2 protein-coding genes are annotated in these 17,692 nt (G+C 61.6%); both read left to right on the forward strand.

The genetic code is table 11. The annotated features are described in order from the left end of the window. Positions 1 to 157: 157 nt before the first annotated feature. Positions 158 to 12,373: an isopeptide-forming domain-containing fimbrial protein gene (locus tag BLP65_RS13235; protein ID WP_175452576.1), complete on the forward strand. Its 12,216-nt coding sequence runs from the start codon at positions 158 to 160 to the stop codon at positions 12,371 to 12,373. Positions 12,374 to 12,434: 61 nt separating this feature from the next. Then, positions 12,435 to 17,657 (forward strand): OmpA family protein, encoded by a 5,223-nt coding sequence (locus BLP65_RS13240; protein ID WP_092998152.1) that lies wholly within the window; start codon positions 12,435 to 12,437, stop codon positions 17,655 to 17,657. The last annotated feature ends 35 nt before the right edge of the window (positions 17,658 to 17,692 follow it).

Here is a 17,692-nt window from a genome sequence, read left to right on the forward strand (position 1 = left end):
GAGGGGTTGGTGTTCGCAGAATCTCGTTTCGGCGTTCGCGGCACGTCCGGACAACACCGTGTTGCTTGAAAGGGGCCCGTTCGGGCGTGCCGCGGCCGGTGGTTTTTGCAAGCAGACTGATGCGTCCCCCCGCCGTTTTGGGCTTGGTCTCCAACTATTGCTTCTTTTCATCTTTCTGGTGGGTGCGGCCTCCTCTGCCCAGGCGGACGACTGTTCCTCTCACGGGGGTGTGATTGACGGTACCGTAGTCAACCCTGCTCCTTCCCAGATCAACATCGACACGAATTGCACCATCAGGAACTTTCAGGACCCCAACGAACTGATCAGTAACATCAGCTTTTATACGTCGCCTGGCCAAACCGACACCAGGCACCTGGTGATATTCGATAATGTCACTCATACCGGCAACATGTCGTGCAACTCCACGCATGAACACAAGATCTGGTTTACCAACGGATCGGCCAGCAAAATCATGGACAGCTCCTGCCAGAATCTGGTCATTCCGGTGGAGAAAATCGATAAAAGCAACCCGGCACCCACTGCCACGGTTGGTATCCCCTTCACCTACACCATGGCGATTCCGGTCTTCTATGACCCGGCGACCGGCAGCGTGCTTGATGACACCGGTTCCCCAAACCCCCTGGGAACCATCACCATCCGTGATGACCTGTCGACGGCTGCCATCGGCGCCGATCTGACCTATCTGGAGCACAAGGTCTATTGGAAGGAGGCGCCGGATTCGCCGCTCACATCCGGTACGGACTACACCTTCTCCGACGGCGGTGGCCAGCAGCTCGAGTTCAGTTTTCCTCCGGACTTCTCCATCCCGGCTTATACACAGTTGATGATTGAGCTGACCGTCGTTCTTGATGACACGCCAGCCAACACCGCCGGGACGATGTTCAGAAATACGGCCTCGTGGGAGTTCGCGCGCTGGATCGATGTCAACGAAAACGGTATCGAGGATGAGGGCGAATACTTCAATCCGCTTCCTGGCGAGTCCGGGGTAACGGAGTACATGACCATCGCCGAGCCCGATTTGCTGGTCACCAAGGAGAGTACCGCGACGGCTCTCAATATCGGTGTTGTTGCCCCCTTTACCATCGATGTGCAGAACATCGGCGGTGAGGATGCCTGGGAGGTCACCATTGACGACATCTTGCCCGACAACGGTGCTGGCGCCGGCATGTGCGAGTATGACCCGCTTACTCTCACTCCCGGACTCACGGCAGAGATCACCGATGCTGGCGGCAATACGCTACGACCATTGACGGCAGGCACTGACTATCTCGTCAATTATAATAGCTGCGATCTTAGTCTGACGGTGACGGAGGATGGGGGCCAAATCGCACCCGGCCAGCATCTGCTAATCAATTTTTCCGCGCAACTCGACTCCGACACCTCTGCCGATGGCGAAACGCTCACCAACATCGCGGGTGCCACCCGCTGGTTCAATGCCGCCAGCAGTTTCGGTAACCGCCGACAGTACGACAGAACACTCAATGACGGCACCCCGGGCATTGACGATCACCAGGACAGCTACAGCGTTACTACCGGCCTGTCCGGCTACTACTTCGAGAAAACCGTAGTCAACCGGGATACAGGCGTTGGTCCTGGTCCGGACATGACTGCCGCGCCGGGCGATACGCTGCGCTACCAGCTGCGCCTGTTCAACGTCGACCAGACCATCGACGGCGTCACCATTACCGATTCGCTGGATTCCGATCGTTTCGACCTGTCGAGTTTCTCGATGGTGACGCGCCCTGCGAACACCACTTTCAGCCTGACCGGTAACGAGTTGGTGGTTACCGGTGCCGCCGGCACTCCTCTTAATGTTGACGAGTTGGGCGAACTCATTGTCGAGTTCGACATCACCCTGCTCGATACCCTGACAACGGGCACTGAGGCCCACAATCAGGCGAGCCTCACAGCCGATCAGGGTACCCCCGCGAACACCGACGACGACTTTGTCGCCATCAGCGATGACCCCTATCTCAACGGTGTGGCCGCCCCCGATGATCCGGACGACAACACTACGATAGGTGACGAAGACCCCACCATCGTGACCATCCAGACGCCCGGTCCTCTGTCCAAGGCGAAAACTCAGGACACGGCCAGCATTGGTGAGCGGTTCAGCTACGCCATCACTGTGCCGGCGGACCCGGTTGATGTGTCCCTTTTCGACGTGCGGGTCGAGGACGTCCTCCCGGACAACGTGGAAATGGAATTTGTGGGGGCCGAGGTGCTCGCCGGAGGTGACTGGACGCTCACCAACACCGGCACAGCTACCGCACCGGTGCTCGAGGATACGATCAGTGGTATCGACGTTCCCGCCGGTGGCCAGGCGGAGATCGAAATCACCTTCGAGCTGCTCAATACGGAAGGCAATCAGAGCGGTTTAAGTTTCGTCAACAGTGCTTCTTACACCTACAACCGTCGCAACGACGACAGCACCACCACCATGCCGGGTGGCGGGGATACCAGCGGTGAAATGACCATCGTCGAGCCGGATCTTGTGGCCGAAAAGGCGGTCAGTTTCTTCTCGCCAGCCGACAAACAGCCGACGGACGCAGCCACCGTCGGTGATGTACTCGAATACGCGGTTACCATCACCAACAACGGCGACTCCACCGCGTTCGATACCAGTGTGGTCGATACCCTCCCGCCCGATGTCTCCCTGGTTACCGGCTCCGCCACCGCACAGATCGAAGGCGTCGATGTCGACGGCTTTGTTGTCACACCGACCACGCTGCCCAATGGTGATCTGGTCTGGGGCGGGGAGAACGGTGACGGCAGTTTCGATATACCTGCCGATCAAACGCTGGTGCTGACTTATCGAGTGACAGTTGAGTCGGTTACCGGTACCGACATCACCAACAGCGTCCACGTGGACTGGACTTCGCTGGACGGCGGCAGCACCGCCGAGCGTAGCGGCGACGGTTGCCCGGTCACCACCGCGCTCGATGATTATTGCTTCGGACCGGCTACGGCTTCCCCTATCAACACGGTCGATAACACCTCGATCAGCAAATCGGCTATCGACGACAGTTATGGAGAGGAGCCGGCAAGCACTACCGATCGTGTGCTACGGGTCGGTGACACCGTTACCTATGAGCTGACGCTGAGTCTGCAGGAGTACACGACGGGTAGTGTCGTGGTGCAGGATACCTTGCCGACAGGGATGGCCCTGGAGAGCTTCAGCATCGAACACGGCGGCACCAACTTCATTTACAGCCTCGAAACGCCACCGCAGCCGGGCGACACCGGTCTCCTGGAGTGGAACTTCGGCGACATAACCAACGAGCCTGATGGTACGTCCGTTGATCAACTGGTGATCCGCTATGTTGCGGAGGTCGTTGTTGATGACCCGGATGTGGGTGTGGGCTACGACACCTCCATCCTGCTCGACAACGCCGCCTCGCTCACATATACCGGCGGTGATCCCGAAGTCTATCCCGACCGCCTGACGGCGACCACGACGATCGAGGTGCGCCAGCCGCAGATGAGCGCCATCACCAAGGTGGATCTGGGCACCGATCGCACGGGCAGTGGTACCGAACTCGATCCCTATCAGGTCGACATCGCCAACGATGAGATGCTCTTTCAGCTCTCTTCCTGTAACGCTGGTCTGGCGCCGGCTTACGGAGTGGTGATCACGGACCTGCTCGCCGGGGAGCTGGACGAAGCCGATCTGACAGCGAACTCTCCGGTGGTGAAGATCGGCGACACCACGTTGCAGGAGGGTTCCGATTACTCCCTGACGGTACCCGCACGCGAAGGTGAGATGCGGATTACCCTGCTTGATAGCGCCCCCGTCGCTCCGACCGAATGCGTTACGGTCGACTACAGCATCGGCTTTCATACCGACCTCACCAGTGAAACGACATGGAATAATGCAGCTCAGCTGGCGGAGTACTGGTCGCTGCCGACAGATGGCCGTAGCTACACCTCCACGGAATCAGCGCAGGTATGGATGACCAATCTGGTCAACGTGGAGCCGCTGTCCAAGGAGTTGGTATCGCCGAATGAAGCGACCATCGGTGAAGAGGTGATTTACACCATCAGAGTACCCGGTGAACCGGTCAACGCGGCGTTCGAAAATGTGGTGGTGACGGATGAGTTACATGCTGCACTCGAGTATGTTGGTGCGACTGCAGTCGATCTGAACGGCGACCCTGTTGCTCTGGTAGACAGCAGTGTCGGGAATAGCGTGGAACTGGCCGTCGAGCACATCCCGGCGGGTCAGAAGGCCATCATTACGCTTACGGCAAGGGTGGCGAACAACGCGGATGCCAATGCCGGCACCAGCTTCAGGAATGCGGCTTCCTATACCTATGAAGGGATGCCGGTGGACGCCGACACTTCCGACGACAGTGGTGCACTCACCATCGTCGAGCCGGAGCTGGCCATCGCCAAAGAGGTGGCCAACGTCACCAGTCCGGACGCAGCGCCCAAGGCCGGGGATACCCTGCGCTACAGCGTGACCTTTACCGCCAGCGGCGGGACAAACTTCTCCGACGCCTTCGATCTCCTGATTGAAGACAGCCTTAGCCTTGGCCTGGTATACGAGACCGGCACGGCCACTGTGGATGGAACGGACAACACCATTACCGACCCTGCGACCAATGGCGGCGACGGTATTACCACCGCGCAGACCCTGACCTGGAGTTTGGCCGACGCCACAGCGGACATCGACGTGCCTGAAGGAAGCACGCTCACCGTGACCTATGACGTGCTGGTGCTGGACAGCGTGCTGGCCGGACAGGAACTGACCAACAGCGCCAACGTGCAGTGGACCGGTATCGATGGTGATGACGCTTTCGAGCGTGACGGCAGCGGCGCTCCGGACGTCAATAACGTCAACGACTATTTCACCGGTCCGGCTACCACCACGCTGAACACGCTGGACAGCACCACTCTCACCAAGAGCCGTGTGACCGACACCTGGGAGGCGGGGACCGATGTGCGTGTGGGCGACCTCATCGATTACGAGCTGCGTATCCAGCTCGATGAGGGCAGCCACAGCGGCCTGACACTGAGCGATGTACTGCCTCAGGGGCTCCAGTTCGAGGAGGTGGTGAGCATCAATGGGGAAACCACCGCTCCTTATAGTGCAGTGGCTCCTTTCAGTCATGCGGACATCGCCGCTCCGGTCGTGGGGGGCGATGCAGCCAGCGGTACGAGTACCGTCACCTGGACCCTGGGCGATATCGTCAATGCAGCGGACGGCGACAGCAGTAATGACAAGTTTGTCATCATCTACCGAGCCCGTGTGCTGAATGACAGCCTTGCCCAGACCGACAGCACCACGCTGAGCAATACCGCGACCCTGGACTACAACACCGCCACCGAAACGGCGAGCCAAACCGACGGCGAAAGCGCGACCCTCCTGCAGCCCCATCTGACGGTCGGCAAAAGTGCGGCGCCGGAGGACGGCGACAGCGCCATCAGCGCCGGTGAACTCATTACCTATACGGTGGATGTCACTAACACGGGTGCGGCACCCGCCTACGATCCGGTGGTGCAGGATACCCTGCCGGTGGGGCTGCGCCAGGGTGGCGTGACCACCACCAGCATTACCCTGGTAGCTGCCGGTACCGAACTGCCGCTGCTGCAACCTGACTTCGATCCGGCCACCGGCACTGCCATCTGGGATTTCGATACCGGTGCGGCCGATGCCTACACCATCCCGGCGAACGATACCCTGCGTATCACCTATACCGTCAACGCCGATGACAACCTTGGCCCCAGCCTGACCCTGGCCAACTCGGTACTGGCAACCGACTACTACTCCTTTGATAACGATGCAGTGCCGACGGCCGGTACGGTCAGCGGCGTGCGTCAGCACTACGGCCCGAGCAACATAGATACGGTCGAACTGATCACACCGGTACCGGGTGCACCGCTGAAGGAGAGCCCCGATGACGCGACGATCGGTGAGGAGTTCACCTATACGATTACGGTGCCTGCCGAGCCGCTGCCGACGGCACTGCATGATGTCCGCTTACTCGACGATCTCGGGCAGATCGCTGCGGATGTGACCCTGGTCAGCATCGACAAGATCGAGGGTTCCGGCTCCTGGACCCCGGTCAACACCAGCGGTTCCACGAACCTGGTAATTGAGGATACAGCGAACGGTATCGATATCCCGGCCAATGAGCAGATCCGGGTCGGTATTACGCTTCGGCTGGACAACACCACGGCCAACAATGCTGGTGATACCTTCACCAATACAGCCTCCTACACCTACAGCCAGGTGGATGGCGATGGCGTACCCGTTGATGGCGGCAGCAGCGAGGCTGCCATGGAGGTGGCCGAGTCGGCACTGAGCGTGAGCAAGACCGCGACCCCGCTTGCCACACCGATCACCGGCGGCAGCGTTATCGAGTATGCGGTCACCATGGATAACAGCGGTGGTTCCACGGCATTTGACGTCAACGTGTCGGATACCCTGCCGCCGGAGCTGACGCTCTACAGTGGCTTCACACCCACTGCCACCATCAATGGCACAGCGGTTCCCGGGTTTGTGTCTACACCGGCAGGCGCCCCGGACGGTCCGCTGGTGTGGGGCGAGGGCAACGGTGACGGCAGCCTGGATGTGCCGGTCGATGGTCAACTGGTGATCACCTACCAGGCACAGGTGCAGGTCAGTACCGCCGCCACGATTGAAAACGAGGTCTGGGTCGACTGGACCTCACTCAACGGCGAAAGCAGCTATGAGCGGACCGGCGCCGGTTGTCCCACAACAACGGAACCGGACGAATACTGTGCCGGCCCGGCCAACGCCACCATTGAAGTCACCGACAGCAACAGCCTGGAGAAATCGGTAGTTTCCGACAGCTACGTGGATGCGCCGAGCACCGCCAGTGATGCCACGCTGCGTATCGGCGATTCGGCTATCTATCAGCTGGAAGTGAATCTGGCGGAAGGGACTACCGCAGGCGTCAGCGTCTCCGACGTGCTGCCGGAGGGCATGGCCTTCGACAGCCTGATCGGCATTACCCAGAGCTCGGGTGGCGACTTCGGTTACACCCTGGCATCACAACCGGTAGCCGGCGATACCGGTACCCTGACCTGGGATTTCGGTGACATTACCAACACCCCGAGTGGTGACGATACGCCGGTCGATACCCTGACCATCGAGTACACTGCAACGGTACTGCCCGATGCCGGAATTGCGCAGCAGCCTGCCACCACGCTGACCAACAGCGCCACGCTGAGCTACGTGGACGGGAGCGGTACTACGGTGTTGGATCCGGCTCGACTCGAGAGCGAGGCCAGCCTGACGCTGTGGCAGCCGGTGATGGATGGCCTGAGCAAGACCGACCGCCAGGGTCGTGTGGGTACCTCGGCGACACCGCTCAGCGTCGATGTCGCCACCGATACCATGCAGTTCCGCCTGGAGTCGTGCAACAGCACCGGTCAGGCCCCGGCCTACGATGTCGTGCTGACCGATGTGCTTCCCAGCCAGCTGGATGAGACCAGCCTCACCATACCGGTGGTCTCCGTGGGTGGCGCCGTATTGGACACCGGCGACTACAGCTATACACCGCCGGTGGGCCGTGGCGACTCCCTGAGTATCCAGCTGAATACGCCGGTCGATCCCGGCCAGTGCGTTACGGTCGACTACGACATCGGCTTCCATACCGACTTCGGCCCCGATCAGACCTGGAACAACAGCGTCACCCTGGACGAGTACTGGTCCCTGCCGCTGCAGTCGGGGCAGGTCTACGGGCTGGTGGGTCCGGCCGAGTTCTGGATGACCAATCAGGCCACCATCGACCCGCCGAGCAAGGTGCTGACCAGCACGTCCGAGGCGACCATTGGCGAGGAGGTCACCTACGAAATCAGGGTCCCCGCCAATCCCGCGAATGCGGCCCTGTATGATCTGGTGGTGAGCGATACCATGCACGGCAGCCTGGAATACCTGGGTGCCACGGAGATCAGCGGCAATACTCTTTCCCTTACCGACAACACCGACGCGACTGTAGCTCCGACCGAGCTGAATCTGGTCCTCGACCGGATCCCGGCCGGAGAGCAGGCGGTCATCGAAGTGACTGCCCGGGTGGCGAACAATGCCGCTGCCAACGCCGGCACGAGCTTCAACAACAGCGTCTCTTATACGTACGCCATCACCGATGGCGGCATAGCCAATCCCGGCGGCAGCTACACCACCACCGATCCGCTGACCATCGTCGAGCCGGAACTGGCCATCGCCAAACAGGTGGCCAACGTCACCAACCCGGGTGCGGCGCCCAACCCCGGGGACATTCTGCGCTATAGCGTGAGCTTTACCGCCGGCGGCGGGGAAGCGGGAGATGATTTCTCCGATGCCTTCGACCTTCTGATTGAAGACAGCCTGAGTCTGGGTCTGGCCTACCAAAACGGTACGGCCAGCGTCGATGGCGGCAACACCATCACCGACCCCGGCACCAACGGCGGGGACGGTATCAGCACCGCACAGACCCTGACCTGGAGTCTGGCCGACGCCACTGCCGACATCGACGTGGTCGAGGGGACCGTCGTCACCCTCGATTACGACGTGCTGGTGCTGGACGGTGTGCGGGCCGGACAGGAACTGACCAACAGTGCCACGGTCCAGTGGACCGGCCTGGATGGTGATAGCACGCTTGAGCGTGACGGCACCGGCACACCTGAGGTCAACGACTACTTTACCGGCCCGGCCACCACCACCCTGATGACCGAATTTGCGGTCTCGTTCGTGAAATCCGTCGTGAATGCGACCACCGGAGAGGATCCGGGTGCGAACGCTCAGCCCGGCGACACCCTGCGTTACACCCTGGTGATCAGCAATGAGAGCATTGCCTCTCTGAACAACGCCTCGGTGGTGGATGAGCTGGCCGCACACTTTGCGCCGGGCAGCCTGCAGGTGCTCAGCGTTTCGGACGCGAATGCCGACACCACCAACACCAGCGCCACGGGTGGTGTCAACGGCACCGGTATTGTCGATATCCGCAACCTCACTCTGGCGCCACAGGGGGATGCGGGGGATACGCTGACGATCGTCTTCGAGGCGACACTCGCCCCGGCCATCGACAGCGGCACGACCGTGCTGAACCAGGCGCAGCTGACCGGGGATGCTCTGGCTTCTGCAACCAGTAACGAGACCTCCACACTGATCAGCTCGGCCCCGGCGTTCGAGGTCTGGAAGAGCTCGCTGGATATCTCCGATGACCCGTCCGAGCTGCGCGCCGGGGATACCCTGCGTTACACCCTCACGGTGAAGAACGTCGGTAACGAGGATGCCATCAACGCGGTCCTGCACGATCAGCTGCCGACCAACACCAGCTACGTGCCCGAAAGCACCACACTGAATGGTGCCCCCGTCGCCGACCAGAGCCCCGGCGTCCTTCCGCTGCAGGATGGTATTCCCCTCCACGCCCCCGAGGACCCTACGCCGGGGGTAATGCGCGCGGATGCCGGGTCGACGAGCGATAATATCGCGACCATCACCTTCGATGTCGTGATCGATGCCGATGTCTTCAGCGGCACCATCATCGCCAACCAGGGTTTCGTCAGCGCCGACGGGGCGGGCAGCGGGCCGATGCCGCAAGAGCCGTCGGACGACCCGGATACGACGGTCGCCGATGATCCGACCCGCGACATCGTCGGTAGTGTGCCGCTGCTCGATGCCCACAAAACGGTGGTTCTCCACGACGACGCAAATTCGAACAACATCGTCGACCCCGGTGATCTGCTGCGCTACAGCATCGTCGTCACCAACACGGGATCAGCGCCCGCTACCGAAGCTGTCCTGGTGGATGCGGTGCCGGCCAATACCAGCTACGTGCCGGATTCGGTGATACTCAATGGTTTGCCCGTCGGACAGCCGGATGGCGGGACTTCGCCGCTGGCCTCCGGGATCGCCATCAGCTCGTCCGATCTGACGCCGCCGCTGCCCGCGGCGGGTGAGGGCACACTGTCCGTCGGCGGCTCGGCAGTCGTCACCTTCGATGTGGAGGTAAATGCCGGCGTCGCCAGTGGCACCATCATCAGCAATCAGGGCGTGGTGCAATCCAATGAACAGCTGGACGAGCCAACCGATGCGGATGGGCTCGATTCGAACGGTGATCAACCGACCGAAGTGGTCGTCGGTGATGCCCAGCAGCTGTCGATCAGCAAAGAGGTATTCGTAGTCGGTGGTGGTGCTGCCGTCCCGGGTTCCACGCTCGAGTACGTGGTTCGGGTGACCAACATCGGTGGCGTGCCGGCGACCGATGTGGTCATCACCGACGACCTGGATACGCCGGTACCGGGGCAGCTGACCTATGTGTCGGGTTCCGGACTGCTGAATGGCCTGGCAACCGGGGTGAGTTTTGTCGCTCCGGTTCTGACTGCAGACTACTCGGCCCATTACGGCGTCCTGGACCCCGGCGCATCGGCGATACTGCGTTTCCGGGCGCAGATTGATCCGGCACTTGCCGTCGGCACGACGATCACCAACACCGCAGAGGTCTCCTGGAACACGCCGGTGCAGACCGCGACCTCCAGCGTTTCGATCGACCTTGGAGGCACGCCGGGGGCGGTCAGTCTCAGTGGTGCGGTATGGCACGACGCAAACTTCAACACCGTCGCCGACGCTGGCGAATCCCTGCTCCCGGAGTGGTCGGTGGATGTCTACCGAAACAACCGGCTGCTGGGCAGTGTGGTCACCGACGAGAACGGTGCCTACCGCATCCAGGGCCTTGCCGCGACCGATGCATCGAGTGCCTATGAGCTGCGGTTCCGTGCACCGGGAGCGGGCGCCAACACGGCACTGCTCGGCGAGGCCCATTCCAGCTATACCAATGGGCTGCAGCGGATCTCGGATATCACGGCCGCGGAAGGAAGCAGCGTCGGCAATCTGAATCTGCCGATCACGCCGAACGGCGTGGTCTACGACTCGGTCCTTCGTACGCCCATCGCCGGTGCGGCCGTGGCCATGCTGCGCGCGGGCAGTGAGCTGCCCGGGAGTTGTTTCGATGACCCGTCCCAACAGGGCCAGATCACTTCACTGCAGGGCCATTACAAATTCGATATCAACTTCAGTGATCCGGCCTGCGTGGCCGGTGGCGACTACACCCTTCGGGTGACTCCGCCGGCGTCCGGCTATACCGGCTGGCCGTCACGGATCATTCCGCCACTGACTGATGAGAGCTCCCCCGCATTCTCCGTGCCGGGCTGCCTCGGCGGGAGCGACGACGCCGTGGCCACCACCGCGGAACATTGTGAGGCGCAGACCTCGGAATATGCACCGGCACTCAGCGTGCGCGCGCGTTCGCCAGGTACGAACCATCACCTGCATCTCACACTGGACGGGAACCGGGTACCGGGCGAGAGCCAGCTGTTCAACAATCACATCCCGGTCGACCCGGAGCTCGACGCCGCGATCGCCATCACCAAGACCTCCTCCCGGGTCAACGTCAGCCGTGGCGAACACGTGCCCTACACGATCACGATCCGCAATACCCTCGGCACCACCCTGCAGGACCTGAGCATCGTCGATAACTTCCCGGCGGGCTTCAAGTACGTCGAGGGCTCGGGCCGTATCGATGGGCAGCCGGTGGAGCCGGAGGCCAACGGCCTGCAGCTGACCTGGTCCAACCTTGAGCTTGGTGCCGAGTCACGGCACACCATTCAGATGCTTTTTGTCGTCGGATCCGGTGTGTCGGAAGGTGAATACATCAACCGGGCGCGGGCGATCAACAGCCTCAATGGAGAGCACGCTTCCGGCGAGGCGAGTGCAACGGTTCGGGTGGTTCCGGACCCGACGTTCGATTGCACGGATATCACCGGCAAGGTGTTCGACGACGCCAACCTCGACGGCGAGCAGGACGGAAACGAAAAGGGGCTGCCCGGCGTACGCCTGGTCACCGCTCGCGGACTGATTGCCAAGACCGACGAGCATGGCCGCTTCCATATCACTTGTGCCGCCGTCCCGAACGAGAGCCGCGGCAGCAACTTCATTCTGAAACTGGATGATCGCTCGCTGCCGACCGGTTTCCGGGTGACCACGGAAAACCCCCGTGTCCAGCGGGTGACGCGCGGCAAGATGATGCGCTTCAACTTCGGCGCAACCGTGCATCGCGTGGTGCGTCTCGATGTGGCAGACGGGGTGTTCGAACCCGATTCCACGGAGATGCGCCTGCAGTGGAAGCCGCGCATGGAACTGCTGCTCGAAGAGCTCCGCAAGTCGCCATCGGTGGTGCGCATCGCCTACCTGGCGGACGTGGAAGAGCCCTCGCTGGTCAAGCGGCGGCTGCGCGCACTTCGAAAGAGCATCAGCGGGAAGTGGGAAGAGCTGAACTGCTGCTACCCGCTGACCGTGGAAACGGAAACCTTCTGGCGGCGCGGCGCGCCACCAAAACGATAGCACCTGCGGTCATAGCAACGGCGCAGCCGAAGACCCGAAGAGAACAACAACGATCAACACCATGAAGCTCGGTCATAGACAAACAGAGAGGGATCAGTACTACCGGATCCGCAACACCCGTTCGGGTCGGGGTGCGGGTCATTGTGGCCGCACGATCCCGGTAGTAGCTCCTTTCTGGTCGCGAATCGGTCACGGCGCCACGCGTGCTGCCGTGCTGTGCATTTGTCTGCTGGCTGCCGCAGCGCCGGCGCGAGGTGATACGACCGCCGATACGCCCGTGCAGGATGCGGGACGGGTGGAGTCCGGTGTTGTCGGTGAGGCAACCGAACGACATCTCTCCACTGACGAAGTGTTCCGGCCGTGGATACAGGACCCTGATCAGTACGCGCAGGAGCAGGGTGACAAGATCGAGGTCCGGAAGGTGCTGGATAAGGAAGCCGAGACCCGCAAGCTGCAGGGTGTCATTCCGCCAATTCGCTTCGCGTCGGGGGAAGCCGATATTCCGGACAGCTACATCGACCTGGTGCGCAAAACCCTGGCGGAGATGAAGCACCGCATCAATGTGCGACTGCACTTCGTCGGACACAGTGACAATGTGCCGCTGAGAGGAGCGCTCCAGCAGCAATACGGCGACAATCTCGGGCTTTCGCGCGAGCGGGCCGGCACGACCGCCGAGTACTTCCAGCGTGCGCTCGATCTGCCAGCGGAGTCGATCTCCTATGAGGGGCTTGGCGAGACCCGGCCCGTGGCCAGCAACGACACAGCGGAGGGCCGGGCGCAGAACCGGCGCGTCGAGGTCGAGGTGTGGTATGACGAGGTCAGCGAGAAGCTGGTCGAGAAGGAGGTGGTGGTCTCTGACGAGATCAAGCGCGTGAAGATGTGCCGCGTGGAAACAGTCTGCAAGCTCAGCTACAAGGAGGGCAACGCCAAGCGTACCCGGATCAAGAATCTCCTGCCGCCGCTCCGCTATGACGAGGATGCAAGCGCGATTCCGGCCCGCTATCTGCAGCAGATCCGCGAGGCGCTGCAGAACCTGCGCGGCAAACAGAACGTGTTGGTCAAGTTTATCGGCTACACCGACAACATCCCCCTGACCGGAAGACCTGCGCGCATCTACGGCAACCACGGGGGATTGTCGAAGGCGCGCGCTCGCCGGGTGGCACTTGCCGTACAGGATGCCCTGGGTTTGCCCACCTCGGCGGTCGACAGTGACGGCAAGGGTGCCGCCCTGCCGGTGGCCTCCAATGAGACTCCCCGGGGCCGGGCACTCAATCGACGGGTGGAAGTGGAGTTTTGGCACGACGACCCGCTGGCGGAACTGCCGGATGAGCCTCAGCTGTGTCCCGAAGCGGCCGCGGCGGAGACGGTGACCCGCGTCTACGATCCGCCCACCGGTGCCATCAAACCCATCTATTTCGAAAATGGACGGCCGCAGGTGCCAACCGGCTATATCGCTCGCCTCGGTCGGGTTCTGGACGAAGTGCGTGACAAGACCAACCCGCGCCTGCGCTTCATCGGTTACACCAACAATGAGCGCCTCGATCGCCGGACCGCCATGGTGTACGGCGACGATGTCGGCCTCTCTGCAGCGCGTGCGACGAAATTGATGGAGCGCGCCAAGGAGCAGCTCGAACTCGAAGATGCCGGTGCGGAGTCCGAGGGACGCGGCTATGTGCAGTCCGAGGATGTGGTCAATTCCGGTTTCGTCGAGGCGGAGCTCGCGCGGGTGGAAGTCCAGGTGGTCTATGACGAACTGGCGTCGATGGACGATGCGGATTTGATGGAGATCCAGCGGCTGACCAGGGAGGTGACCCCGAAGAACCCCTTCGCCCTGAATCTCATGCGCATCACGGTCGATGGCAAACCGGTGAGCGACCCGAACAAGAGTATTCCCGATGTGCAGCGCTGCACCGACGTCGCCCTTGACCAGGCCGACATCCAATTCAAGTTCGACAACCTGGACCTCAAGCCACGTCTGAACATCACGGCATGGCCGAGTGCGGTCCGTTACAAGAATCTTGGTGACACCGAGTTCCCGGAGAATCGTGTCCGCTTCCGACGCTATAGTAATTATCCCGACTTCATCGCCAGGTCGGAGGTGCGGATCTTCGATGCCGAAGACTCCACGCGCGCCGAGCCGATTGCAGTGGTCCCCGTCAGCGAGGAGGGCTTCGCCGAGTGGCACGCCAGTTTCGACCGCATCGAGGCAACCGGTCGTGAGTTGAAGTATCTGCTGCGGGTCTACGACGAAGAGGGCCACTTCGACGAGACGGAGTCGCAGGCCCTGTGGATCATCGACGAACTCCAGGAAGAGCTCGAGGGGCGCGATGCCGACAGGGAGTTGCTGGTCGGCTACGGTGAAAATCGTCTCGGGCAACAGAATATTCCCCTGCAGGGCGGCGCCATCAAGGTCTTGGGCACCGGTATCCCCGAAGGCCATTCGGTGTGGCTGGCCGGTCGCCCGCTTCCCGTGAGTGAAGACGGCGAGTTCGTTGCCGAAGAGATCCTGCCCTCGGGCATGCACACGGTGGAGGTCGCCATTCTCGATCAGGCCGGCAACGGCGAACTGTTTCTGCGTGACCTGGAGCTCAGGAAGAGCGACTGGTTCTACGTGGGGATTGCCGATCTGACCATCGCCGCCGATGACACCAATGGGCCGGCAGAGCTGGTCACCGGTGATGAGACCCACTACGACAACGATGTCAGTGTCGACGGCCGCCTCGCCTTCTATACCAAGGGGAAATTCGGCGACGGCTGGAGACTGACGGCCAGTGCGGACACCCGGGAAGGGCCGGTCGAGGACCTCTTCAGCAACTTCATGGACAAGTCTCCGGACGCGCTGTTCCGCCGTATCGATCCCGATTACTACTACCCGACCTTCGGCGACGACAGTACGGTGGAGGAGGATGCCCCCACCTCGGGCAAGCTCTACGCCCGCCTGGCACGGAACCAGAACTACGGCCTGTGGGGCAACTTCAAGATCGGCTACCTCGGTAACAGCCTGGCGCATGTCGATCGCAGCCTTTATGGTGCCAACCTTCACTATCAGACCCTGAACGCAACCAGCTTCGGTGAGGAGCGCTTGATGCTGGACGGGTTTGTGGCCGAACCGGGGACCATCGCCAGCCGCGATGAATTTCGTGGTACCGGTGGTTCGCTCTATTCCCTGCGGCATCGGGATATCCTGACCGGCTCGGAGCGGGTGCGCATCGAGATCCGGGACAAGGATTCGGGCATCGTTACGGCGGTCAAGAACCTTTCGCCGGGTCTGGATTACGACATCGACTACCTGCAAGGTCGGGTCCTGCTCGCCGAACCTTTGTCGGCGACCACCAGTGATGACATGCTCGTCGACAGCGGTACCGGCGGCGGCGATCAGGTCTATCTCGTTGCGCGCTATGAGTACACCCCTGGGTTCGACGAGGTCGATACGCTGGTCGCCGGCGGCCGCGCCCACTACTGGTTCAATGACTATGTGAAGCTCGGCGTAACCTCGAATCAGAACGATGAAGATGACGCCGAGAGCAGCCTCAACGCCCTTGATTTGACCCTGCGAAAGAGCACCGATTCCTGGGTACGCATCGAGGCATCCGAAAGTGAAGGCGGGGATGTAACGACCCTGTTTTCCGGGGATGGCGGCTTCAACTTCGATTCCATTTCGGAACTGGAGGGGCAGGACCCCAGCGGCGGTGCCTACCGGGTCGATGCCAGTCTCGGACTCAGGGATGTCTTCGCGGACCTCGAAGGCAAGTTGACGCTTCACCGGCAGAGCCTCGAAGCGGGTTATGCTTCCCCCGGACTCACCGCGGCGACCGATACCGATCAGTATGGCGGCTCGCTGGAGATGCCGGTCACCGAGCGGGTAGGCGTCAGGGCCAAGGCCGACAAGAAGTCGAAACAGCTCGGCCTGGAGACCAGTGCCGTAGAAGTCGACGTCGACTATCTCCTGAACGACCACTGGACTCTGAGCGGTGGCATCCGGCACGACAAGAGAACCGACCGCTCCCCGGTCGTGCCGCTCACCCAGGAACAGGGTGAGCGTGCCGATGCCGTGGTTCAGGCCGACTACGATTCCAGGGAAAAGTGGAATGCCTACGGCTTCGTCCAGGACACCGTGAACACCACCGGCAACCGGGACGAGAATGGTCGCGTGGGGACCGGCGGCGCCTATCGTGTCAGTGACCGCATCCGCGTCCGCGGCGAAGTCTCGGGGGGCGACCTGGGCGCGGCCGGCAAGCTCGGCACGGACTACCTCTATACCGACCGGACCAACCTCTATCTCACCTATGCGCTCGAAAACGAGCGTACGGACAACGGCGTGCGGGCCAGGCGGGGTAACCTGACCTCCGGCTTCAAGACACGCTACTCGGACAGTGCCAGCCTCTATGCCGAGGAGAGCTACTCCCATGGTGACGTCCCGACCGGGCTCATGCACTCGACCGGCGTCGATCTCGCCCCGAATGACCGCTGGAATTTCGGCGCCAACCTCGACATCGGCACCCTGAAAGATCCCGAGACCAGCGCCGAAACCCGCAGAGAGGCCATCGGGGTTCGCGTGGGCTATGGCTTCGACCGGTTCACGGTGGCTAGCGCCCTGGAATACCGGGTGGATGAGACGGAGAACCCCGATACCGATTTTGATAAACGGACGACCTGGCTGACCAAGAACAGCCTGAAGTACCAGACTACCCCGGACTGGCGCTTCATCGGGAAACTCAACCACTCGGAAAGCGAAAGCTCCCTGGGCGAGTTCTACGACGGTAACTACACCGAAGCCGTGCTCGGCTACGCGTACCGCCCGGTAAACCATGACCGGATGAATGCGCTGTTCAAATACACCTACTTCTACAACCTGCCGAGTACCGACCAGGTGTCGCTTGAGAGTACGGCCTCAGACTATGTCCAGAAGAGTCATATCGTGTCGGGCGATCTGCTGTACGACATCACCAGGCACTGGAGCCTTGGCGGCAAGTACGCCTATCGTCTGGGGCAGATTAGCCAGGAAAGGGAAAGCCCGGAGTTCTTCGACAGTAATGCCCATCTTTACGTCCTGCGTGCCGACTGGCATTTCGTTCGCAAGTGGGATGCACTGATGGAGTGGCGAGTCCTCGACCTGCCGGAGGCACAGGACCGGCGCGACGGTGCCCTGGTAGCCGTCTACCGGCATGTCGGGGATCACGTCAAACTCGGTGTTGGCTATAACTTCACCGACTTCTCGGATGACCTGACCGATCTCGACTACGACTCCCAGGGCGCCTTTCTCAATATTATCGGCAAGTTCTGATTCGACGGCGGCCACCCGCTATCCCGACGGCGTCG

It is taken from the genome of Thiohalomonas denitrificans (genome assembly GCF_900102855.1).
GTDB lineage: Bacteria > Pseudomonadota > Gammaproteobacteria > Thiohalomonadales > Thiohalomonadaceae > Thiohalomonas > Thiohalomonas denitrificans.

What these genes read in the sequence shown, in the direction of transcription:
- BLP65_RS13240 (WP_092998152.1), top strand. Translation starts at nt 12,435, where the DNA reads ATGAAGCTCGGTCATAGACAAACAGAGAGGGATCAGTACTACCGGATC.